Raw genomic sequence first — 19,900 nt, 5'->3', positions numbered from 1 at the left:
ATCTCACTACTGGCGCAATAAACATGCCTTCAGTCTTTACCTGGAACGTACGTGTCTACTATGAAGACACCGACGCCGGCGGCATCGTCTATTACGCTAACTACCTGAAATTCTTCGAGCGCGCGCGTACCGAATGGCTGCGCGCCATCGACGTGGGCCAGCAGGAATTGCTGGAGCAGCACGACGCGATGTTCGTTGTCAAAAGCGTCAACGCCGACTATCATGCGCCAGCCAGGCTCGATGACACGGTAAGATTAACCTTAAGCATAGAAAAAATGGGGCGCGCCTCCATCGTTTTTCTGCAACAAGCCTGGTGCGGCGACCGCCTGCTCAACACGGCCCGCGTCAAGATCGGCTGCGTCGATTCGGCACTGCGCCCGCGCGCCGTGCCTGATGCAGTCGCGGTCCGCATGCGCGCCGCCTGAGCCCTACCCGCCACCCCCGGACAATTCACCCAACAGACTGCCAGCCAATGAACGTTACACAAGATCTTTCTTTCCTCGCGCTCATCTCCAATGCCCATTTGATCGTGCAACTGATCATGGCCCTGCTGCTGCTGATTTCCCTGACCAGCTGGACCTACATTTTCCGCAAGATGTTTGCCGTGCGCCAGGCGCGCAAGCAAACCATCGAGTTCGAACGCAGCTTCTGGGCCGGCGGCAACCTGCATGCGCTGCACCAGAACGCCAGCGGCAATCGCGACCAGAGCGGCGCGCTGGCCCGCATCTTCGACGCCGGCATGGGCGAATTCATCAAGGGCAAGGCTTCCTACGGTTCGCGTGAAGCGCTGGACGTCGGCGCCGTGCTCGACGGCGCACGCCGCGCCATGCGCGCCGCCTTCCAGCGCGAAATGGACGTGCTCGAATCGCACCTGGCCTTCCTCGCTTCCGTCGGCTCCGTCTCGCCGTACATCGGCCTGCTCGGCACCGTCTGGGGCATCATGAATGCCTTCCGCGGCCTGGCCAACGTGCAGCAAGCCACCCTGGCCGCCGTCGCGCCCGGCATTGCCGAAGCGCTGATCGCCACCGCCATCGGCCTGTTCGCGGCCATTCCCGCCGTCGTCGCCTACAACCGTTTTTCGCATGACATCGACCGCCTGGCGATCCGCTTCGAGAGCTTCGTCGAGGAATTCTCTAACATCTTGCAGCGCCAGTCGCGCTAAGAGGGAGCAGCGTCCATGGGTTCCTCCTTCAATAGTGGCGGCATGCGCGGCGGTCGTGGCCGCAAGTTCAAGTCCGAAATCAACGTCGTGCCGTATATCGACGTGATGCTGGTGCTGCTGATCATTTTCATGGTGATGCCGTCGTCGAACAATCCCAGCGTGGTGAATTTGCCCAACGCGGAAAAGTCGGCCAAACCGCCCGATGACTATATTCAGATCGTGCTGAAGCCGAATGGTTCGCTGTCGATCGGCGTCATCGGCAAGGAACAGCTGTCGCCGGAAACGGAACCGAACCGCGACGCCCTGCTGCGCAAGCTGCGCGGTTTGCATGAAAGCAATCCTGACTATCCCGTGATGATCGCAGGCGACAAGGAAAGCAAGTACGACGACGTGATCCAGCTCATTTCGGAAGCGAAAAAGATGGGTATTACCAGAGTCGGCCTGGCCACCAAGTAAGCGCAGCATCCTGTTTCCAGACTTGACCGTTTTTAGATAGACTAGACTTTGCAGAACAAACAAATCGACCATGTACTCGGCAAGCCCTACAGCGTGCCGCGCGAACGCAGTCGCTGGCCCTCGCTGGGCTTGGCGCTGGCGATGCACCTTGGGCTGCTGTTTTTCCTGTGGGTGGGCGTACACTGGCAAAATACGGAACCTGTCGCCGTCGAAGCGGAAGTGTGGGACATGAAAGTGCAGACGGCCGCGCCGCCGCCCGACGTGGCGACGGAACCGGAGCCGACACCAACGCCGCCGCAACCGCAAGTGGAACAGCCGGCCCCGCCGCCACCGCCGCCCGTGGCCGCGCCCGAGCCGAAGGTCGACCTGCGCGAAGCGGAGATCGCACTCGAGCGCAAGAAGGCAAAGCTGAAGGAAGAGAAAGACAAAGCGGCAGCGGAAGAACGCCGCAAGCAGGAATTGAAGGAACGCGAGGAAGAAAAGCGCGAACTGGAAAAACAGAAGCAGAAAGAAAAAGACAAGGCTGACAAGCTGGAGAAAGAAAAGGCCGACAAGCTGGAGAAAGCCAAGGAAGCCAAAGAAAAAGCGGCGGAAGAAAAAGCCGAGAAAGAACTGTCCGATAAAAAAGCGGCGGCCGAAAAAGCGGCCAAGGCGAAAAAAGCGGCGGCGGAAAAAGCCGCAGCCGACAAAATGCGCGCCGATGACATGAAGCGGATGATGGCGCAGGCAGGCAATGGCACAACGGGCACGGCCGCGAAAGCGACCGCGCCACGCAAGGACAGCGGCTATGTCGCTGCCCTGACGAGCAAGATCAAGAGCAATATCGCGTACAGCGGTAGCACGGACGTGCCGGGCAACCCGCGCGCCGTGTTCAAGATCGAGCAACTGCCAACTGGGGAAATTATTTCGGTCCGAAAGATTAAAAGTAGCGGCCTGCCGGCGTATGACAGCTCGGTGGAAAACGCCATTAATAAATCGTCGCCACTGCCGAAGAAAAAAGACGGCACCGTGGAACGCGAGATTGAACTGATATTCGAGATGAAGGATTTGCCTAAATGATGACCATGAAAAAAATGAGCTATGTCGTGCTCTGCGCCGGCCTGATGCTGGGAGCGTCAAGCGCCCAGGCACAGCTGCGCGTGGAGATTACGGGGATCGGCAGCAACCAGATCCCGGTGGCTGTCGCCAGCTTCGTCAATGAATCGGCCGCGCCGCAATCGCTGTCCGGCATTATCAAGGCCGACCTGGCGCGCAGCGGCGTATTCAAGCTGATCGATGCCGATGCGCCCGTATCGGAAACGGCGCCCGTCAGCTACGAGCAATGGAAGTCGCGCGGCGCCGACGCGCTGGCGGCCGGCACCGTGCAAAGCATGGCCGATGGCCGCCTGGACGTGCGCTACAAGCTGTTCGACACCATCAAGGGCGCCCAGATCTCGAGCATGAACAATGCGGCCGCGCCGCAGTTCAACCGCTTGCTGGCGCACAAGATCGCCGATGACATCTATGAGAAGCTGACGGGCGTCAAGGGCGCGTTCGCCACGCGCATCGCCTACGTCACGCAATCGGGCCGCGAATACCGCCTGGAAATCGCCGACGCCGATGGCGAAGGCATCCAGGTTGCCCTGCGCTCGAACGAGCCGATCATTTCGCCATCATGGTCGCCGGACGGCACCAAGGTCGCGTATGTGTCGTTTGAAAAGAAAAAGCCGATCGTCTACGTGCAAAACCTGGTGACGCGCCAGCGCACCATCGTATCGAATGAAAAAGGCAGCAATTCGGCGCCGAGCTGGAGCCCGGACGGTTCGCGCCTGGCCGTGGCCCTGTCGCGCGACGGCCATACCCAGGTCTACACCGTCAATGCCGACGGCAGCGGCTTGCGCCGCGTCAGCACCAGCAGCGGCATCGATACGGAACCCCAATTCTCGGCCGATGGCCAAAGTATTTACTTCACCAGCGATCGCAGCGGCGGACCACAAATCTACCGCATGTCGACCAGCGGTGGCGAAGCCAAGCGCGTGACGTTTGGCGGCTCCTACAACATCAGCCCGCGGATTTCGTCCGACGGGAAGACACTCGCTTATATTTCCCGTCGCGACGGCAATTTCCAGCTCTACGCGCTCGACCTGGCTAGTGGCCAGGAACTGCGCCTGTCGGACACCGCCAACGACGAATCACCGAGCTTTTCGCCCAACGGGAAATATATCATGTACGCGACCGAATCCGGACGACGCAAGTCGCTGGCAGTGGTATCGGTGGATGGCCGCGTCAAACAGCGTTTGACTACGCAAGCTGGCAATATCAAGGAGCCCACCTGGGGTCCTTTTATGAAGTAAATGCTGTACAGTTTCACCTTTAACCATGACCCGGAGAATAAAAATGAGTAACTTTAAAAGTTTGGCTTTCATCGCCGCTACCGCAGCCCTGCTGTCCGCCTGCAGCACCCCAGTCAAAGTAGCAGAGACCCCAGTGGTTGAGCGCGCTCCTGAAAAAGTCGTTGCACCAGTTGACACCCGTCAAGTTCAGCCAGTGACGACCGCATCGGTCGATCCACTGGACGATCCAAAAGGCGTGCTGGCTAACCGCAGCATCTACTTCGACTTCGACAAGTACGTCGTGCGCGAAGCGGACACCCCAGTCGTGCAAAACCACGCTGGCTACCTGGTGAAAACGCCTAGCCGCAAGATCCTGATCCAAGGTAACACCGATGAACGCGGTGGCGCTGAGTACAACCTGGCCCTGGGCCAGAAACGTGCTGAAGCCGTGCGCAAGTCGATGGCAGCCCTGGGCGTGCCAGAAGGCCAAATGGAAGCCGTGTCGCTGGGCAAAGAAAAGCCTAAAGCTCAAGGCAGCAACGAAGCAGCATGGGCAGAAAACCGCCGCGCTGACATCGTTTATTGATGTTGATGGGTGAGCGCGGCAGCATTGACGCTTACCTAACTGGCCAGTCATAGGCATAATAATGGGGCGCAGCGCGGTGATTCACCGCCCGGCGCCCCGTTTGCATGTTTGCGTAACCTTAGAAAGCCCGACCCATGATGACATTCTCGAAAGCCGGCGTCGCCGCCGCCTTGATGGCCGCGTTTGCCTACCTGCCCCTGCACGCCAACGCCGCCCTGTTCGATGACGACGAAGCGCGCAAGGCCATCCTCGAGCTGCGCGCCAAGGTCGACGCCATGGCACGCGACCTGAACAGCCGCATCGACGCCAAGGCGGACAAGACCAGCACCTTGAGCCTGATCAACCAGCACGACCAAACCATGCAGGAGATCGCCCGCCTGCGCGGCCAGATCGAAGTGCTGGGCAACGATCTGGCGAACACGCAAAAGCGCCAGAAGGATTTCTACACCGATATCGATGCGCGCCTGCGCAAGCTCGAACCGCGCCAGGTCACCATCGACGGCCAGGAAGCGGCCGTGGGCGTCTCCGAGCAAAGCGCATACGAATCCGCGTTCGGCCTGTTCAAGTCGGGCGACTACAAGGGCGCCGTGACGGCCCTGGACGGCTTCGTCAAGCGCTATCCGGAATCGGCCTACGCGGCCAACGCGCAATACTGGCTGGGTAACGCCTATTACGCCCAGCGCGACTGCAAGAGCGCCATCACGGCCCAGCAGGCAGTGCTGAAACACTACCCGGACAGCCCTAAAGCGCCCGACGCCATGCTCAACATCGCCAGCTGCTACACGGAGCTGAAAGACAAGCCGAACGCGACCAAGACGCTGAACGCCCTGATCTCGCGCTACCCGGACTCCAGCGCGGCCCAGGCCGCCAAGGAACGGGGCGGCAAAAAGTAAAAGCGGGGAAAAAGTTGCCCGTTAGGTTTGACAGAATCCCGGGCACCCCCTATAATCTTTCTTCTTCGGGTCGTTAGCTCAGCTGGTAGAGCAGCGGACTTTTAATCCGTTGGTCGCAGGTTCGAATCCCGCACGGCCTACCACGAATACGCAGTACTGATCTGCTTGCGAGTTGTTATAGCAAGCATTTTTTACGGCACAGTGTTACCGAAGTTGTTGTAAAAAGTTTTTGGGTCGTTAGCTCAGCTGGTAGAGCAGCGGACTTTTAATCCGTTGGTCGCAGGTTCGAATCCCGCACGGCCTACCAAATACTTAAGAAAGCCCACGAATTTCGGTTCGTGGGCTTTTTTCATTTTGCCATTCCTGATAACATCAAGCAGAGGCGCGCCGCTCCCCCTCTGCAATCATGGTAGTTTGCCGGCTCCCGGCAATGCTACCAGATCCCCTCATCCACAATACAACATCAATCCAATGGCTTCAGAACAACGTATCGCAAAGAGACATTGCCAGCCTTGATAATCTTGAAGCGTGCACCGCGAAATCCAATGACGTCACCCTCGGATAAATCATATTTCAATTCCTGCGTAAAAGCCGGCCGGGCCGTTTTATCGGCGAACTCGCGATAACTGATGGCGACCGTCCCCTGCGATACTCCCCCATAGACCAATTCCTTGACGAAGCTGTCGGCTTCGAATGTCTTGATCGACGTTGGCATGGCGACCACCGGCGCATCGCCAAAATAAACTACCGCTTTCGAAAAGGTCCAGGGGAGCGAGGGCTGATTCGCATCGTTCGGCACGAAAACCCCTCCTTCCTGATCCATGGTACCCGCCGCAAAAGTGAACGTGGCACTGTCAGCACGATAGAAAACGCCTTCCTCATTACTAAAATAGCGCTTGAATTTACCTTTTTTTATGGTCGCAGTTCCAGACCATGTATTTGAAAAGAAGCCACTTTCCACCCTGAAAGAAAGATCGCTAGCAACCTCCAGTGCAGGATGCACCAGCTGCTTGGCCTTGGAAACGATGGTCTGCCCGATTTCAACTTCGCTCTCCACGCCAATCTCGGGAAAATAAATCGTTTCCGCAACGGGATGAAACGCTACAATATTTTTTACCTTGAACGGTTCCTTGGCGGAAACGTTAAAGGCACTTAACAGAATCAGGGCGGCAAATACGGTTTTTTTCATTATCGGTGACCATTGAGATTAAATTGACAGGCAGCATAACTTGAAAGCTGTTTGCGGGCAATTTAGAAACCTCAATCATAAGAAGCCTGTCCTCCCCCACCGAAACTCGCAATCGCTTATCGCTATGCAGGCAAGCAGGCAGGCAGGGCAAAAAATACCAATGCATAGCTCGACGACGATCAGCATGAGCGATAAACCTGGCTGACGACTCAGGTCGTGGCCAACTACCATTGACTGCCATCGACGCAACCTCAGCCAAGCGCGGGTCGCGCTCGCAAATGCGACACGGCCAGCGGTATGGCCCGCCCCAGCGGCACCTCCACCCAACGGTAAAACGCGGCACCGGCCGCCAGGCTGGCGCCCCAGGCCATCAGCATGCCCAGCGCCTGCCACTCCGGAAGCAGGGTCAGTTTCGCCATGCGTACACGACTCCAGCCTTGCGACTACCAAAGTAAGCCACTACGCCTGCCGCGCCCGCAGCCACTCCTTCAACGCATCATTCATGCGCGTCTGCCACCCATCTCCGGTAGCCTTGAAAGCATCGAGAATTTCCGCGTCGAAGCGTATGGTCGTGCTGACCTTGCCGCCAGTGCCAGCGGGCCTACCGCGACGACGTGCCATCTCTTGCTGCGCCTCGGGACGGGAAACGGGCTTGTCGCCTACTTGCCAAACACCCTGCTCGAAAAAACCGTCCGTCAATTCAGGCGCGTCGTCCGGATCAACCCAGGCTTTGCTTGTATTTGTCGATTTCGCGTTCATTTGCCTTCCTCATGCTGATGATTCTGCGCGCCAAGCCACGCGGCGTCCAGACCAGGACTACCAGGCGGTCATCGAGCCAGCCGGCTGTGATAAAGCGAGGCTCGCCATAGTCCTGGCGCTGGTCCGGCAGCGTAATGGTGAGCCCGTCAAACACTTCGCGCGCACGGGCAAAGTCGAGACCACGCTCCTTGAGCGTCTTTTCACGCTTGGCAGCATCAAAAGTGATTCTCATTATTTATTGTAGTAACAAATAATGGAAACAGCCAGCCCTATTTCCCGGGCAAGGGCGCCATCGGGGCAGGGCTACGTCGCCAACCTTAACGCGACACCAGCACCGGCCGCCCCGCCAGATGCCCCACCACGCCACCCATCACCCGCCCCAGCGGCACCTCCACCCAGCGGTAAAACGCGGCACCGGCCGCCAGGCTGGCGCCCCAGGCTGTCAGCATGCCCAGCGCCTGCCATTCCGGCTCGAGCGGCACATACGTGATAAATAAGGCATTCACCAGCAGGCTGACGGGGAAGTGCACGAGGAAGACAGCATATGAAGTACGCCCGAGGGCGTTGATGACGCTCCAGGCGCCGCCGTGGGACTGCGTGCGGGCGCGGCCGAACAGGAACAGGGCACAGGCGACGATCAGGGCCAGGGCGATGCGGCTGCGGTAGTCGACGGCCAGGGCCAGCAGGACGGGCACGGCGGCCATGGCCATGAGCACGGTCATGGCACCCGGTTTGCGGGCCGGGTCGCTGGCCCACCAGGCCAGCATGCCGAGGCCATAGCTACCGAAGAAATACGGCGCCCAATTATCCCAACCCGCATCGAGATTGAAATACAGCAGGGAAAAAGTGATGCCCGCAGTGACAGCCAGCGGCATCAGCCAGTGCCCGCGCCGCTGGCCCGCCACGCGGCCACCCAACCACAGCAGCGATACCGTCAGCAGGTAGAGCTGGAAATCGATGGCCACGTACCAGGCGCCAGCCGACAGCGATTCATAGCCCAGCACGCCATGCAGCAGCAAGGCATGGGCGCTCAGCTGGCCCAGGGTGACGGCGGCCGACATGGAGTCGTGCATCATCCAGATACCGGCCACGGGCGTGATGATGGCGGCGAGCAAGGTGGCGGCAAGGAAAGGCGGCGCCAGCTTGGCATAGCGGCGCCAGATCGCCTGCAGCGGGGTGGCAATGCCGGGATGGCCGGCGGGAGAGAGCGATTTGGCGACGAGAAAGCCGCCGATGACGAGAAACACTTGCACGGCGATGCGCGCGCTGCCGCCCAGCCAGTCCAGCAACGCAGGCCACAGGGGTTGCACGTAGTCGGACATGGGGCCGTAAAACGCCAGGTGGTGCAACACGATCAACTGCGCCGCGCCTGCCTTCAAACCATTGATCCAGCCAAACTGCGGACGATTTGCCAGGTCCGCCTGTGATACCACTGCTGCTGCCGTCATTCCCTATCCTTGCCGTGCCAGGTAGTGTCGCCAGCCCATCGCGCAACAGGCGCGCGGCTGAGGATTTACCGAAAGGCCGACATCATAGCCGAGCCTGGCAAATGGCGGGGCACGGCAGGCGGCTAGACTCCCCGCCCGCCCGCGTCCGACGCCTCGGGCGCCACTGGCTGCTGCGCCAGGATGGCGTCGAGCAAACCGGGAAAACGGCTCTCGATATCGGCGCGGCGCAGGGTGTTCATGTGCGTCGTGCCCGCGTTTTCCGTGTAGACGAGGCCCGCTTCGCGCAAGACCTTGAAATGGTGGGAAACGGTCGACTTCGGCCGCCCACCGTCGAGGTCGCCACAAGCGGCCGCGTCGACTCTGGCCAGGTGGCGCACGATGTCGAGGCGAATGGAATCGCTCAAAGCGTACAGCACTCTTTCAAGGACGAATTCGCTGGCGGGAGGATGTTTGTGTGGGCGCATGAGCAGAATCATACAGCATGCGCTATACTAATTCCATTCTTCGAATATTTACGAACTACCGAATCAGCATTTCCATACACCTTCATCAACAAACACAAAGGCCACCATGTCCGCCCTCTTCCAGCCCTACACCCTCAAAGATATCACGCTGCGCAACCGCATCGCCGTGCCGCCGATGTGCCAGTACATGGCCGTCGATGGTGCCGTCAACGACTGGCATCTGTCGCATTATGCGGGCATGGCGCGTGGCGGCGCCGGCCTGGTGATCATCGAAGCGACGGCCGTGGCGCCGGAAGGCCGCATCACGCCCGGTTGCACGGGTATCTGGAACGATGACCTGGCGCAAGCCTTCGTGCCAGTCGTCAAAGCCATCAAGGCGGCCGGTTCCGTGCCCGGCATCCAGATCGCCCACGCGGGCCGCAAGGCCAGCGCCAACCGCCCATGGGAAGGCGACGATCATATCGCTGAGGGCGATGCGCGCGGCTGGCAAACCATCGGCCCGTCCGCCATCGCCTTCGGCGGCGGCCTGCCGAAAGTGCCGCGCAGCATGGATCTCGACGATATCGCCCGCGTGCAGCAGAACTTCGTCGACGCGGCCGTACGCGCCCGCGAAGTGGGCTTCGAATGGCTGGAACTGCACTTCGCCCACGGCTACCTGGCGCAAAGCTTCTTTTCCGCCCACTCGAACCAGCGCGACGATATCTATGGCGGCAGCCTGGAAAACCGTAGCCGCTTCCTGCTGGAAACCTTGAAAGCCGTGCGCGCAGTGTGGCCCGAACACCTGCCGCTGACGATCCGCTTTGGCGTGCTGGAATTCGACGGCCGCGACGAGCAAACCCTGCTTGAATCCATCGGCCTCGTGCGCCAGTTCAAGGATGCCGGCATGGATATGCTCAGCGTCAGCATGGGCTTCACGATTCCCGACGTGTCGATTCCATGGGGTCCGGCCTTCATGGGCCCGATTGCCGAGCGCGTGCGCCGCGAAGCGGGCGTTCCCGTCTCGTCCGCCTGGGGCTTCGGCACGCCAGCCATTGCCGAGCGCGTCGTCAAGGAAGAGCAGCTCGACGTGGTGATGGTCGGCAAGGCGCACCTGGCCAACCCGCACTGGGCATACTTTGCCGCCAAGGAACTCGGCGTGGAACGCGCCTCGTGGACCCTGCCGGCACCGTACGCCCACTGGCTGGAACGCTACTGATCGTCCCCGACCGTCGCCGGATGCCCCTCCAGGGGCAGTTCCGGCAGGAACAGCAGGAAGACCAGCCCCAATAGCAGCAACACGGCGCCGGCGCCAAACACGCTGGCGATCGCATGGCGGTACACTTCTACCGTCTGCGTCGCCGCGTGCGCACCGAGCGCCGAGACGGCTTCCACGCCGTGCTTGTGCAACTGATGTGCAAGGATGGCGCCAGACGCCGTCACGCCCAGCAAGCCGCCCAGCGAGCGGAAAAAGGCCAGCATGGCCGTGCCCACGCCGCGGCGCGCCAGCGGCAAGGCATTTTGCACGGCAATCGTCATGTTCGGCATCACCAGTCCCAGCCCCGTGCCGAGGAAAAAGATGGCCGGCTCGATGATCCAGTAGCCACGCGACGTTTCCATGGCCCAGGCCAGCACAGCAAACGCCACGACCGCCACGCCCAGCCCCATCACCTGCACCATCTTGTACTTGCCCGAGCGCGACAGCACCCGGCCATTGAACATCGACGACGCCACCAGCCCCACCATCATCGCCACCGTCATCACGCCCGATTCGGCAGGACTGGTGCCCATCACCAGCTGGAAGAACAGGGGAAAGAAGACGCTGGCACCCATCAGGCCCATGAAGGTCATGGCCATCACCAGGCTGGCGATATTGAAGGTGCGGTTTTCGAACAGCTCGGGCGGCAGCACGGGTTCATCCACCTTGCCCACGTGAAACGCCAGCCAGAGACCCAGCAACACGGCGATGCCGCCGCACACCTTGATGGCCAGCGCGTCCCACGGCCACTCGGTACCGCCCAACGCCAGCACCAGCAGGGCCGCCGTGACAGCGCCCGTCAGCAAGGCAGACCCCAGATAGTCGATCTTGTGCGCGTGCATGCGCACGGGCTTGCGCATGGCGCGCGCGATGATGACAAAGGCAGCCGCGCCAATGGGCAGGTTGACGTAGAAAATCCAGTGCCACGACAAGGCATCCGTGATGACGCCGCCCAGCACGGGGCCAAGCACGCTGGTGACGGCAAACACGATGGGCACCATGCCCTGCCGCTTGCCCCGCTCGGCCGGCGGCACGATGTCGCCGATGATGATTTGCGCCAGCGGCATGAAGCCGCCCGCACCCAAGCCCTGGATAGCGCGAAAGATAATGAGTTCCGTCATGTTCTGCGCCAGCCCGCACAACACGGAACCGAGCAAAAAGGTCAGCAGGGCCGTAAAGATCATGGGACGGCGGCCGTACTGGTCGGCCAGCTTGCCGTACAGGGGCATGGTAGCCGTCGAGGCCAGCACATACGCCGTGACCACCCACGACAGGTGCGCCATGCCGCCCAGGTCATCGACGATGCGCGGCAAGGCCGTGGCGACGATGCTCTGGTCCAGCGCGCCGAGGCCCAGCACGGCCAACAGGCCCAGATAGATGGCGCGCACTTCGCGCTCGGTGACGGGTTTGGCAGCGCCTTTTTCTGCGCCTGTGGCTTGATCGTGGCGGCTCATGCTTGTCCGATCTCAAGCAGCGGCTGCATGGCGGCTTCCAGCGCATCGACCTGCTGCGGCGTCAGGCGGGCGATGCGCCGCGCCAGCGTATCGCGGCGGCGCGCACGCAGGGTTTCGAGTATCGCCAGGCCTTGCGCGGAGACCTGCAGGCCCGAGCGCCGCCGGTCTTGCGGATCGGGCGCGCTGCGCTCGACCAGCCCCGCTTCTTCCAGCGACTTGACCTGCGCGCTGACGGTAGGCCCGCGCACATTCTGCAGGCGCGCCAGCGCGGCCACGCCGATGCCAGGCTGCTCGTGGATCAGCGCCAGCAGCATGTATTGCATCATCGATACGCTACCCTCCAGCTCGCCCCCTTCGCGCTGCATGGAGCGCAGCAGGCGCTTGAACGCCGTGCGCAATTCATCGGACAGCGCCAGCGCGCGTTCGGGGATGGGAAGGTCTTCGGTAGTGGACATGGAAATATATAAGTAGGTAGGCTATCTACCCATATTATGCCGCCCCCGGACACCATGCAAGGCTTTTTTCCATCCCCGCCCTTCCCAAAACCGCCGCTGGCCGTCATAATAGCCGCCCTTGGGTCGTTAGCTCAGCTGGTAGAGCAGCGGACTTTTAATCCGTTGGTCGCAGGTTCGAATCCCGCACGGCCTACCAAGAATTTGCAGTACGCTTACTTGCCACCATGGCAAGCCACGTACCGCACAGTGTTACCGCAGTAAGTAGTCAAAGTTTTTGGGTCGTTAGCTCAGCTGGTAGAGCAGCGGACTTTTAATCCGTTGGTCGCAGGTTCGAATCCCGCACGGCCTACCAAATACTTCAGAGAAGCCAACCGTTCGCGGTTGGCTTTTTTGTTTTGCGCACCAGCTTATTCTTCCCCATACCTCCCCGGTGTCACGCCCATCACGCGCTTGAACATGGCGATGAAGGCGCTGATGTTATCGTAGCCCAGGTCCAGTGCAATCGTCGTGACCGGCTGGCCGGCGGCCAATAATTCCAGGGCGTGCAGGATGCGGGCACGCTGGCGCCAGGCGGAGGGCGTAAAGCCCGTCTCGATCGTGAAGCGACGGGCCAGGGTACGCGGCGACACGCCGGCCCAGGCGGCCAGCGCTTCCATGCCACGCTCGTCGGCGAGGTTATCGAGGATGGCGCGCGCCACGCGCAGCAGGCGCGGGTCCGTGGGCAAGGGCAAGCCGAAGGGTTCGTGCGGCGAAGCAGCGATTTCGTCGAGAATCACGGCCGCCACCCGGGCTTGCCGCGCGTCCAGCGCGCCGTCGTCCCAGGCGCTGGCGCGCTCCACCGCCTCGCGCAGCAAGCCCGAGACGCGCATCACGCACGGCGCGGCGGGCAAGCTGGCGCAACTGGCCTCGTCCACATACACGCTCCAGCCCGCAAACGGACCATGCGAACGCAGGCCATGGACGTGATGGGGCGGCATCCACACGCAGTGGCTGGCCGGCACTACCCACTGCCCGCTGTCGGCAGCGATGGAAAGCAAACCCCGCGTGGCGCCGAACAGCTGGCCGCTGGCGTGGCGGTGCGCCGCCGTCACCCGCTGCTGCGGCTGGGTAATGCGCATGGCGCGCAGCGGCAGCGGCAGCGATGGCGACAAGATTGGCGGGTTTGACGTATTGAATGACATAAACAACGCAGGCAAGACAATCTTGTCATCATACAGTGAAGTCTTTCCAACATTCAGGAGTTCACCATGCGCGCAGAAGACGTATTGCCGGATCAACAAAACCAGGGTCAGTTCAATGGCGTGACCGTACGCAAGGGCACGGTGGGCGCCTTCCTCGCCAATGCCAAGGTATGGCTGGACGAGTCCAGCGGCATCGCCGAACGGAACATCGCCGAGCGCGACATTGTCGACGCCTTGCCCGCCCTGCACGCGCTGGGACTGTTCGATATTGTGCAAGTGCGCGATGCGGCGCTGCGCGAACTGGTGGCTGCCCCTGCAGCGTAAGCGGGCTGACTCGTCCACGGCGCGCATTTCCTCTATCATGCTGCTTTGCCCGCCTTCGCACCCGCCATGCCGTTTACCATTGCCACTCCCGTCCACAGCGAACTGATCATCAAGAAAAGCCGTTTCATCGGTTGCGTGCAGCCGATGACGGACCGCGCCAGCGCGCAGCAGGTGGTCAATGACTTGAAGGCGCAGCATCCGGGCGCCTGCCATGTGTGCTGGGCGCTGCTGGCGGGCGGACAGTCGGCGGCCGTCGATGATGGCGAGCCGAGCGGCACGGCTGGGCGGCCCATGCTCGACGTGCTGCGCCACCAGGACCTGGAAGGCGTGCTGGCGACCGTCGTGCGTTACTTTGGCGGGATCAAGCTGGGCGCGGGCGGCCTGGTGCGCGCCTACACGGATAGCGTGGCACAAGCGTTATTGCAGGCGGAAAAGACGGCCATCGTGCGCCAGCGCACCCTGCGCTGCACGGTGCCGTATGCGATGGAAGGCATGCTGCGCCGCGAACTCGATGGCGCCGGCGCCACCTTGCTGAACGTAGAGCACGGCGAGCATGTGCTGTTCGACTTCAGCCTGGTGGAAGCGGCGGCTACCGCCCTGCTCGCGCATCTGCATGAGGCGGGCAATGGGCGGATAGCCTGGCTGGATGCACAAGACTGAGTGGCGGGCAAACGATGCCTGCCACTAACTTTGCAATAAAGAAGACTATCGCGGCGAAACTTCTGGCATTCCAAGATGAGACATACCGTCATCCGCAACGGTTTAAAAATCACATAAGCGCTTGCTGCATTGATATTGCACAATACAACGATTTTAATTCTTGCAATGCTGGATAAAACAACATTACTTCCTTCTCCCATCATCAATATTCTTCTTTTTACCCATCATAATGCCATAATGCAACTTTAATCACCATTAGAGGCAATATGTCACTTATTCAGAAATTGGAATCTGGTTACCTACAATTCCTGCGCGTCGTCTTTTTACTCTTTGCCACAATCGCCATCATTATTGCCTTCATTCTTGGGGGACGCTATCTGATGGAACACGATGCGCAGGCCATACCCGTGAAGGATGAGATAAAAATCAGCCTCGCTGATTACAAGCCATCGGACGACCTCACAACAAAGAGCGACTCTACCGGCAAAAGCAATACTGCCGCCGCAAAAACAAAAGATCCCCTGTTTGAAGAGTTTTCCGGCGCACTCAAGAAATTAGGTACGGCAGCCATCCCTGACTTCGTATTGAATCTTGAAGCGGTTAACAATATTTTTCGCGGAATCGAAAAGAATCCAGAACTTGGCCGCCCGTTCCTCACGCAATTTGTCGGCATATTAAATACGGCCAGCACCAACCCTGCAATTGTCGTGCGTTTGAAAAAAGATGTGGGCGATGAGTTCAATGCTATCCTGGAACATAGCCAGCGTGAATATAAGGCACAAGCGAACCGCATTGCCAACCAGCGCCAACAAGCAGAAAGCGACGCATTATCGAAGCAGCAACAGGCAATGTGGTCGCTCTATGCCGCAGGCGTTCTATTTCTCGGCTTCGTCGGCCTGATTCTTTTAATCGTCTTGTTGAAAATCGAACGGAATCTGCGCCATCACACCATTGTTCCTGCCCCACAAGGTAGTACGAACTGAGAGTATCCAGCACTGAAATTTTCCAGTCGGGCAAAATAGCATTGCATCAAGGTTCGGACGAGCCGTTGAATAGTCGTCCGAACCTGTTGAATCATGCAAACGCATCAAAGACTGGCTGGCCGCTTGATCTGCAGCAAGATGAAATGCGTCCACGCCAGCGCCGGCAGCACCATCAATAGCAGCATCAGTCCGGCCGGCATGTCCGGCACGAAACGCACGAAGCAGGCGAGAAAACTGGCGATGGCCAGCCAGAAACGCCAGTTGAACGCGTATGCCTTGCGCGCCACGGTGGCCAGGGCGATGCGCCAAAATTCCAGCAAGGCCCACAAGCCGCCCGTCAACAGCAGCGCGGCCAGGGCATTGGCGCCGGGGGCGTCAGCCCAGGTGCGCACCAGGTTGTACAACAGCACGGGATAGCCGGCCGTGATGGCCAAGGTGGCAGGGCCGGCGGCGATGACAGCTTCAAACAGCTGCCCTTTGGAACGATGATCCACTAAATGATGCTCCTCAAGCCACGACGCCGGAATGGGCGGCGATCACTTGCAGCGCGCCGGCCGCATCCTGCGTCCAGACGCGCGTAAAACGGAAGTCGCCATGCGTTTCCACATCGTGATAGCTGCCCGTCAACTGCATGCGCACGGAGACCACGGCCACGTTGCCATTGATGCGCACATGGCGCTCGGACGCGCGCAAGTCCGTGATTGTCAGCAGGCGCTGCTCGTGCGCGGCCAGGTCCGCATGCTTGCTCAGCAAGTGGCCCAGGTGATTGGTAAACAATAAGTCATCAGCCAGCAACTGATTCAGTACAGCCACGTCGGAGGCCATCATGGCCAGGCGCAAGCGTTCTTCCGCATCGAGTACCTGTACTTCCGTTAAAGCATTCATCTTTTTCCTTCAAATATATGCACGACATTGATAAATAGGCAAAACATGCTGGCATGAAATCGGGTTTTTCACAATCCGCCGGAAGACTTATGCCTGTGGAGCATATTTATATAGCGTAATATTCGCAGCGGTATTGCGCAAAACGCCACCATAGTACTGTACAGTGCTTGCCCTTCCGCCCCGGGCTGGGGCAGCTGTCAGTTGTAGTACTGTTTTATGTGCTCCGTGCAGTCTCGAATAAAACCAAGATAAGGCCCCTTCATGGCAATTAACATCATCCTGAACCTGCTCGTTGCGTTGCTCGTCTTCGCTTTCATGTTCCACCAGCAACGCAAACATGCGACGTTTACCGTGCGCGTCTTCACGGGTCTGGGCCTGGGCGTGCTGCTCGGTGCGGCCGTGCAATGGCTGTACGGCGCCGGCTCGCCCATCATCGCGGGCACCAATGAATACATCGACATCGTCGGCAGCGGCTACGTAAAACTGCTGCAAATGATCATCATGCCGCTGATCATGGTCTCGATCATTTCCGCCATTTTAAAGCTCAAGGATGCGAGTTCCCTGGGCAAGATCAGCGCGCTAACCATCGGCACCCTGCTCATCACCACCACCATCGCCGCCGCGCTGGGCATCCTGATGGCCAAGCTGTTCGGCCTGACGGCTGTCGGCCTGACCTCGAGCGCTGCCGAAGTGGCGCGCGGCGTGCAGCTGCAAGGCTCGCTGGAAACGGCGAAGGCCCTGTCGCTGCCGAAACTGCTGGTCAGCTTCGTGCCGACCAACCCCTTCCTCGACATGACGGGCGCGCGCAAGACGTCGACCATCGCCGTGGTCGTGTTCTCGATTTTCATCGGCATCTCGGCCACGGGTATCGCGGTGAAGAAGCCGGAAATCTTCGCTTCTTTCGAAAACTTCATGAAAGTGGCGCACGCCATCGTCATGCGCATGGTCACTCTGGTGCTGCGCCTGACGCCGTACGGCGTGTTCGCGCTGATGTTTGAAGTGGTGGCCTCGTCGAGCTACACGGACATCTTGAAACTGATCAACTTCGTCGTCGCCTCGTACAGCGCGCTGATATTGATGTTCCTCGTGCACCTGGCCATCATCGCCGGCGTGGGTCTCAATCCGCTGCGCTTCGTGAAAAAAGTCTTCCCCGTGCTGGCCTTCGCGTTTACGTCGCGCACCAGCGCCGGTTCGATCCCGATGAGCGTGCAGACGCAAACCCAGCGCCTGGGCACGCCGGAAGGCATCGCCAACTTCGCCGCCTCGTTCGGTTCGACCATCGGCCAGAACGGCTGCGCCGGCATCTATCCGGCCATGCTGGCCGTCATGATCGCCCCGACAGTCGGCGTCGATCCATTCACGATCAGCTTCCTGCTGCCCTTGCTGGCCATCATCACCATCGGTTCCGTCGGCGTGGCCGGCGTGGGCGGCGGCGCCACGTTTGCCGCGCTGATCGTGCTGTCGGCGATGGACTTGCCCGTCGCACTGGCCGGCTTGCTGATTTCCGTCGAACCGCTGATCGACATGGGCCGCACGGCCCTGAACGTGAGCGGCTCGATCACGGCCGGCACCGTCACCAGCCGGGTCATGGGACAAACCGACCTGGCCGTCTACAACAGCGACGACGCGCCCGACTTGGATGAAACGGAGCACGCCGCCTAAAAATCTGTCCAGCGGCGCGCCGTACCTTGCCGCTTTCGTCTATATTTATTAACAATAAATACAGAGGAAGGCGCAAGGCGATGGAACAGAAATGGCCGCAGCAAATCTGGATCGTGCGTCACGGCCAAAGTGCCGGCAACGTGGCGCGCGATGCCGCCGAAGCGGAAAAACAGTTATTGATCGCCATCGCCGAGCGCGATGTCGACGTCCCCCTCTCCGAGCTGGGCGCGCGCCAGGCGCAAGCCCTGGGCGACTGGTTCGCCACCCTTCCCCCTGAACAACAACCGACCGTCGTGCTGTATTCGCCGTACGTACGGGCGCAGCAGACGGCGCAAGCCGTGCTGGCGCGCCTCGATGCGGACAGCTTGAACTCCGTGGTGGCCGACGAGCGCCTGCGCGAAAAGGAATTCGGCATCCTCGACCGGCTGACCGTGCACGGCATCGCCAGCAAATACCCGGAATTGCACGAGCAGCGCCAGCACGTGGGCAAGTTTTATTTCCGTCCACCGGGCGGCGAAAGCTGGTGCGACGTCATCCTGCGCCTGCGCAGCGTGCTCGACACCATCACCCGCGAATACCGGGGCGAAAGGGTGCTGATCGTCGGCCACCAGGTCATCGTCAATTGCTTCCGCTACCTGCTGGAACGCTGCGACGAGCAAGCCATCCTGGCTATCGACAAGGCAGCCGACGTGCCCAACTGCGGCGTCACCTCGTATGCCTTCAACCCCGCCGTGGGCAAGCACGGCAAGCTGCAGCTGAACCTGTGCAACTTCGTCGCGCCGCTCGAAGCGGCCGGCACACCCGTCACGGCCCAGCCCGACATGCCGGCCGCGCCCAAATCCTGATCCTTCGGAGGCATGCATGGACACCACCGACATCACCCCATCCCTGCTGCGCTCCTGGCCCCTGCCCATGCCCCAGCCAGACGGCGACAAGGAAGTGCGCGGCCATTTGCTGATCATTGCCGGCTCGGCGGAAATGCCGGGCGCCATTGTGCTGGCCGCCACGGCCGCCCTGCGCGCGGGCGCCGGCAAGCTGACCCTGGCGACGGGCGCGTCGGTGGCGGCGCAAGTGGCCATCGCCATGCCCGAGGCGCGGGTCATCGGCCTGGACGAAACGGCGCTGGGCGGCTTCCGGCACGAAGCGCAACATCAGCTGGCGCCGCTGGCCGGCAAGGTGGACGCCGTGCTCGTCGGGCCAGGCATGTGCGACACGGCCGCCAGTTGCGAGCTGATGCGTCACCTGCTGCCCCTGTTTGCCGCCAGTCGCTTGATTCTTGACGCGTGCGCCATGCAAGTCGTGCGCAAGCCCGCGCACTTCCGCTTTGACCAACCGGTTCTACTGACGCCGCACGCGGGCGAACTGGCCCAACTGATGGGCCTGTCAAAAGACGCCGTGCTGGCCGACCCGCATGCCTGCGCCGTGGACGCGGCGCGGCGCTGGAATGCCATCGTCGCCCTGAAAGGCGCACTGACCGTCATCGCCATGCCCGACGGCACCAGCTGGACACATGCGGGCGGCAATATCGGCCTGGCCATTTCCGGTTCCGGCGACACCCTGGCCGGCATCATCACGGGTCTGGCTGCGCGCGGCGCTCCGTTGGAGCAAGCGTGCGCCTGGGGCATCGCCCTGCATGCGCTGGCGGGCGAACAGCTGGCCCTGCGCTTCGGCATCCTCGGCTACCTGGCGCGCGAAATCCCGGCCGAGATTCCCGCCCTGCTGCGTCACCTGGCGGCATAAAAACAACAGCATAAGCATATCCAGAAAGAATCGTTAGCGCCGGCGGGCGCCTC

At 60.8% G+C, this 19,900-nt stretch carries 25 protein-coding genes and 4 tRNA genes; 18 read left to right on the top strand and 11 right to left on the bottom strand.

From position 1 onward, the window contains the following. The first annotated feature begins 23 nt into the window (after positions 1–23). The 9 genes from ybgC to AC3IQ7_RS09280 all read left to right on the top strand — a co-directional run bounded on the left by ybgC (position 24) and on the right by AC3IQ7_RS09280 (position 5,716). On the top strand, positions 24–425 hold the full coding sequence (gene ybgC / locus AC3IQ7_RS09320; RefSeq protein WP_099380468.1) for a tol-pal system-associated acyl-CoA thioesterase: 402 nt from the start codon (positions 24–26) through the stop codon (positions 423–425). A 47-nt stretch (positions 426–472) separates the two neighbouring features. After that, complete coding sequence (gene tolQ / locus AC3IQ7_RS09315) at positions 473–1,162, top strand: protein TolQ (RefSeq protein WP_034759183.1); 690 nt, start codon at positions 473–475, stop codon at positions 1,160–1,162. A gap of 15 nt (positions 1,163–1,177) precedes the next feature. Next, entirely contained in the window at positions 1,178–1,618 is a 441-nt protein-coding gene (locus AC3IQ7_RS09310) for an ExbD/TolR family protein (RefSeq protein WP_223278896.1), read from the top strand. 48 nt (positions 1,619–1,666) lie between these two features. Further along, a complete protein-coding gene (gene tolA / locus AC3IQ7_RS09305; RefSeq protein ID WP_099380469.1) occupies positions 1,667–2,677 on the top strand; it encodes a cell envelope integrity protein TolA in 1,011 nt (336 codons plus the stop codon). Positions 2,678–2,682: 5 nt separating this feature from the next. After that, complete coding sequence (gene tolB, locus AC3IQ7_RS09300; protein ID WP_374106454.1) at positions 2,683–3,951, top strand: Tol-Pal system beta propeller repeat protein TolB; 1,269 nt, start codon at positions 2,683–2,685, stop codon at positions 3,949–3,951. A gap of 43 nt (positions 3,952–3,994) precedes the next feature. Beyond that, positions 3,995–4,516, top strand: a complete 522-nt coding sequence (gene pal / locus AC3IQ7_RS09295) for a peptidoglycan-associated lipoprotein Pal (RefSeq protein ID WP_034786578.1) — start codon at positions 3,995–3,997, stop codon at positions 4,514–4,516. A 134-nt stretch (positions 4,517–4,650) separates the two neighbouring features. After that, entirely contained in the window at positions 4,651–5,409 is a 759-nt protein-coding gene (ybgF, locus tag AC3IQ7_RS09290; protein WP_077401297.1) for a tol-pal system protein YbgF, read from the top strand. A gap of 67 nt (positions 5,410–5,476) precedes the next feature. Continuing rightward, positions 5,477–5,552 (top strand) — tRNA-Lys (locus AC3IQ7_RS09285). 88 nt (positions 5,553–5,640) lie between these two features. Continuing rightward, positions 5,641–5,716, top strand: a tRNA-Lys gene (locus AC3IQ7_RS09280). A gap of 156 nt (positions 5,717–5,872) precedes the next feature. Here AC3IQ7_RS09280 and AC3IQ7_RS09275 read toward each other — a convergent pair. The 6 genes from AC3IQ7_RS09275 to AC3IQ7_RS09250 form a co-directional block, all read right to left on the bottom strand. Continuing rightward, the gene (locus AC3IQ7_RS09275) at positions 5,873–6,598 is read right to left on the bottom strand and encodes a hypothetical protein (protein WP_489209142.1); all 726 of its coding nucleotides are present in this window, start codon (positions 6,596–6,598) and stop codon (positions 5,873–5,875) included. A 251-nt stretch (positions 6,599–6,849) separates the two neighbouring features. Continuing rightward, positions 6,850–7,017, bottom strand: a complete 168-nt coding sequence (locus AC3IQ7_RS09270; RefSeq protein ID WP_489209140.1) for a hypothetical protein — start codon at positions 7,015–7,017, stop codon at positions 6,850–6,852. A gap of 40 nt (positions 7,018–7,057) precedes the next feature. Continuing rightward, positions 7,058–7,357: a BrnA antitoxin family protein gene (locus AC3IQ7_RS09265; RefSeq protein ID WP_489209138.1), complete on the bottom strand. Its 300-nt coding sequence runs from the start codon at positions 7,355–7,357 to the stop codon at positions 7,058–7,060. Beyond that, positions 7,317–7,589 (bottom strand): BrnT family toxin, encoded by a 273-nt coding sequence (locus tag AC3IQ7_RS09260; RefSeq protein WP_489209136.1) that lies wholly within the window; start codon positions 7,587–7,589, stop codon positions 7,317–7,319. The genes AC3IQ7_RS09265 and AC3IQ7_RS09260 overlap by 41 nt, the downstream gene beginning before the upstream one ends. An 85-nt stretch (positions 7,590–7,674) precedes the next feature. Then, positions 7,675–8,805, bottom strand: a complete 1,131-nt coding sequence (locus tag AC3IQ7_RS09255; protein ID WP_489209134.1) for an acyltransferase family protein — start codon at positions 8,803–8,805, stop codon at positions 7,675–7,677. Positions 8,806–8,927: 122 nt separating this feature from the next. Continuing rightward, positions 8,928–9,269, bottom strand: coding sequence for an ArsR/SmtB family transcription factor (locus AC3IQ7_RS09250; RefSeq protein WP_489209132.1), 342 nt, complete (start codon positions 9,267–9,269; stop codon positions 8,928–8,930). A gap of 106 nt (positions 9,270–9,375) precedes the next feature. On the opposite strand from AC3IQ7_RS09250, the gene AC3IQ7_RS09245 reads away from it, so the two are divergent. Next, entirely contained in the window at positions 9,376–10,464 is a 1,089-nt protein-coding gene (locus tag AC3IQ7_RS09245; RefSeq protein ID WP_489209130.1) for an NADH:flavin oxidoreductase/NADH oxidase, read from the top strand. On the opposite strand, the gene AC3IQ7_RS09240 is transcribed toward AC3IQ7_RS09245, so the two are convergent. Then, positions 10,458–11,957, bottom strand: a complete 1,500-nt coding sequence (locus AC3IQ7_RS09240; RefSeq protein ID WP_489209128.1) for an MDR family MFS transporter — start codon at positions 11,955–11,957, stop codon at positions 10,458–10,460. The genes AC3IQ7_RS09245 and AC3IQ7_RS09240 overlap by 7 nt on opposite strands. Continuing rightward, positions 11,954–12,412: a MarR family winged helix-turn-helix transcriptional regulator gene (locus AC3IQ7_RS09235; RefSeq protein ID WP_489209126.1), complete on the bottom strand. Its 459-nt coding sequence runs from the start codon at positions 12,410–12,412 to the stop codon at positions 11,954–11,956. The genes AC3IQ7_RS09240 and AC3IQ7_RS09235 overlap by 4 nt, the downstream gene beginning before the upstream one ends. Positions 12,413–12,532: 120 nt before the next feature. Between AC3IQ7_RS09235 and AC3IQ7_RS09230 the strand changes: the two genes are divergently transcribed. Together AC3IQ7_RS09230 and AC3IQ7_RS09225 are read left to right on the top strand one after the other, a co-directional pair. After that, positions 12,533–12,608 (top strand) — tRNA-Lys (locus AC3IQ7_RS09230). 80 nt (positions 12,609–12,688) lie between these two features. Further along, positions 12,689–12,764, top strand: a tRNA-Lys gene (locus AC3IQ7_RS09225). Between the two features lie 55 nt (positions 12,765–12,819). Here AC3IQ7_RS09225 and AC3IQ7_RS09220 read toward each other — a convergent pair. Continuing rightward, a complete protein-coding gene (locus AC3IQ7_RS09220; protein ID WP_489210415.1) occupies positions 12,820–13,566 on the bottom strand; it encodes an AraC family transcriptional regulator in 747 nt (248 codons plus the stop codon). Positions 13,567–13,659: 93 nt separating this feature from the next. Here AC3IQ7_RS09220 and AC3IQ7_RS09215 point away from each other — a divergent pair, with 93 nt between their 5' ends. From AC3IQ7_RS09215 to AC3IQ7_RS09205, 3 genes are all read left to right on the top strand, one after another. After that, positions 13,660–13,917, top strand: a complete 258-nt coding sequence (locus tag AC3IQ7_RS09215) for a hypothetical protein (protein WP_489209124.1) — start codon at positions 13,660–13,662, stop codon at positions 13,915–13,917. Positions 13,918–13,983: 66 nt separating this feature from the next. Next, positions 13,984–14,577, top strand: a complete 594-nt coding sequence (locus AC3IQ7_RS09210; RefSeq protein WP_489209122.1) for an IMPACT family protein — start codon at positions 13,984–13,986, stop codon at positions 14,575–14,577. Between the two features lie 266 nt (positions 14,578–14,843). Continuing rightward, complete coding sequence (locus AC3IQ7_RS09205; protein ID WP_099380480.1) at positions 14,844–15,560, top strand: hypothetical protein; 717 nt, start codon at positions 14,844–14,846, stop codon at positions 15,558–15,560. Between the two features lie 104 nt (positions 15,561–15,664). On the opposite strand, the gene AC3IQ7_RS09200 is transcribed toward AC3IQ7_RS09205, so the two are convergent. Together AC3IQ7_RS09200 and AC3IQ7_RS09195 are read right to left on the bottom strand one after the other, a co-directional pair. Next, entirely contained in the window at positions 15,665–16,054 is a 390-nt protein-coding gene (locus AC3IQ7_RS09200; RefSeq protein WP_489209120.1) for a hypothetical protein, read from the bottom strand. Between the two features lie 13 nt (positions 16,055–16,067). Continuing rightward, complete coding sequence (locus tag AC3IQ7_RS09195) at positions 16,068–16,445, bottom strand: nuclear transport factor 2 family protein (protein WP_099380482.1); 378 nt, start codon at positions 16,443–16,445, stop codon at positions 16,068–16,070. 261 nt (positions 16,446–16,706) lie between these two features. On the opposite strand from AC3IQ7_RS09195, the gene AC3IQ7_RS09190 reads away from it, so the two are divergent. The 3 genes from AC3IQ7_RS09190 (at position 16,707) to AC3IQ7_RS09180 (ending at position 19,847) form a co-directional block, all read left to right on the top strand. Then, complete coding sequence (locus AC3IQ7_RS09190; protein ID WP_489209117.1) at positions 16,707–18,107, top strand: L-cystine transporter; 1,401 nt, start codon at positions 16,707–16,709, stop codon at positions 18,105–18,107. A gap of 80 nt (positions 18,108–18,187) precedes the next feature. Further along, positions 18,188–18,952, top strand: coding sequence for a histidine phosphatase family protein (locus AC3IQ7_RS09185; protein WP_489209115.1), 765 nt, complete (start codon positions 18,188–18,190; stop codon positions 18,950–18,952). A 16-nt stretch (positions 18,953–18,968) separates the two neighbouring features. Continuing rightward, positions 18,969–19,847 carry an NAD(P)H-hydrate dehydratase gene (locus tag AC3IQ7_RS09180; protein ID WP_489209113.1) on the top strand — a complete coding sequence of 293 codons (879 nt, stop codon included), beginning with the start codon at positions 18,969–18,971 and terminating at the stop codon, positions 19,845–19,847. Positions 19,848–19,900: the final 53 nt, after the last annotated feature.

Source organism: Janthinobacterium sp. GL_088 (assembly GCF_057837845.1).
The sequence above is the reverse complement of the archived record's forward strand: the minus strand, read 5'-3'. Positions and strand labels throughout refer to the sequence as shown.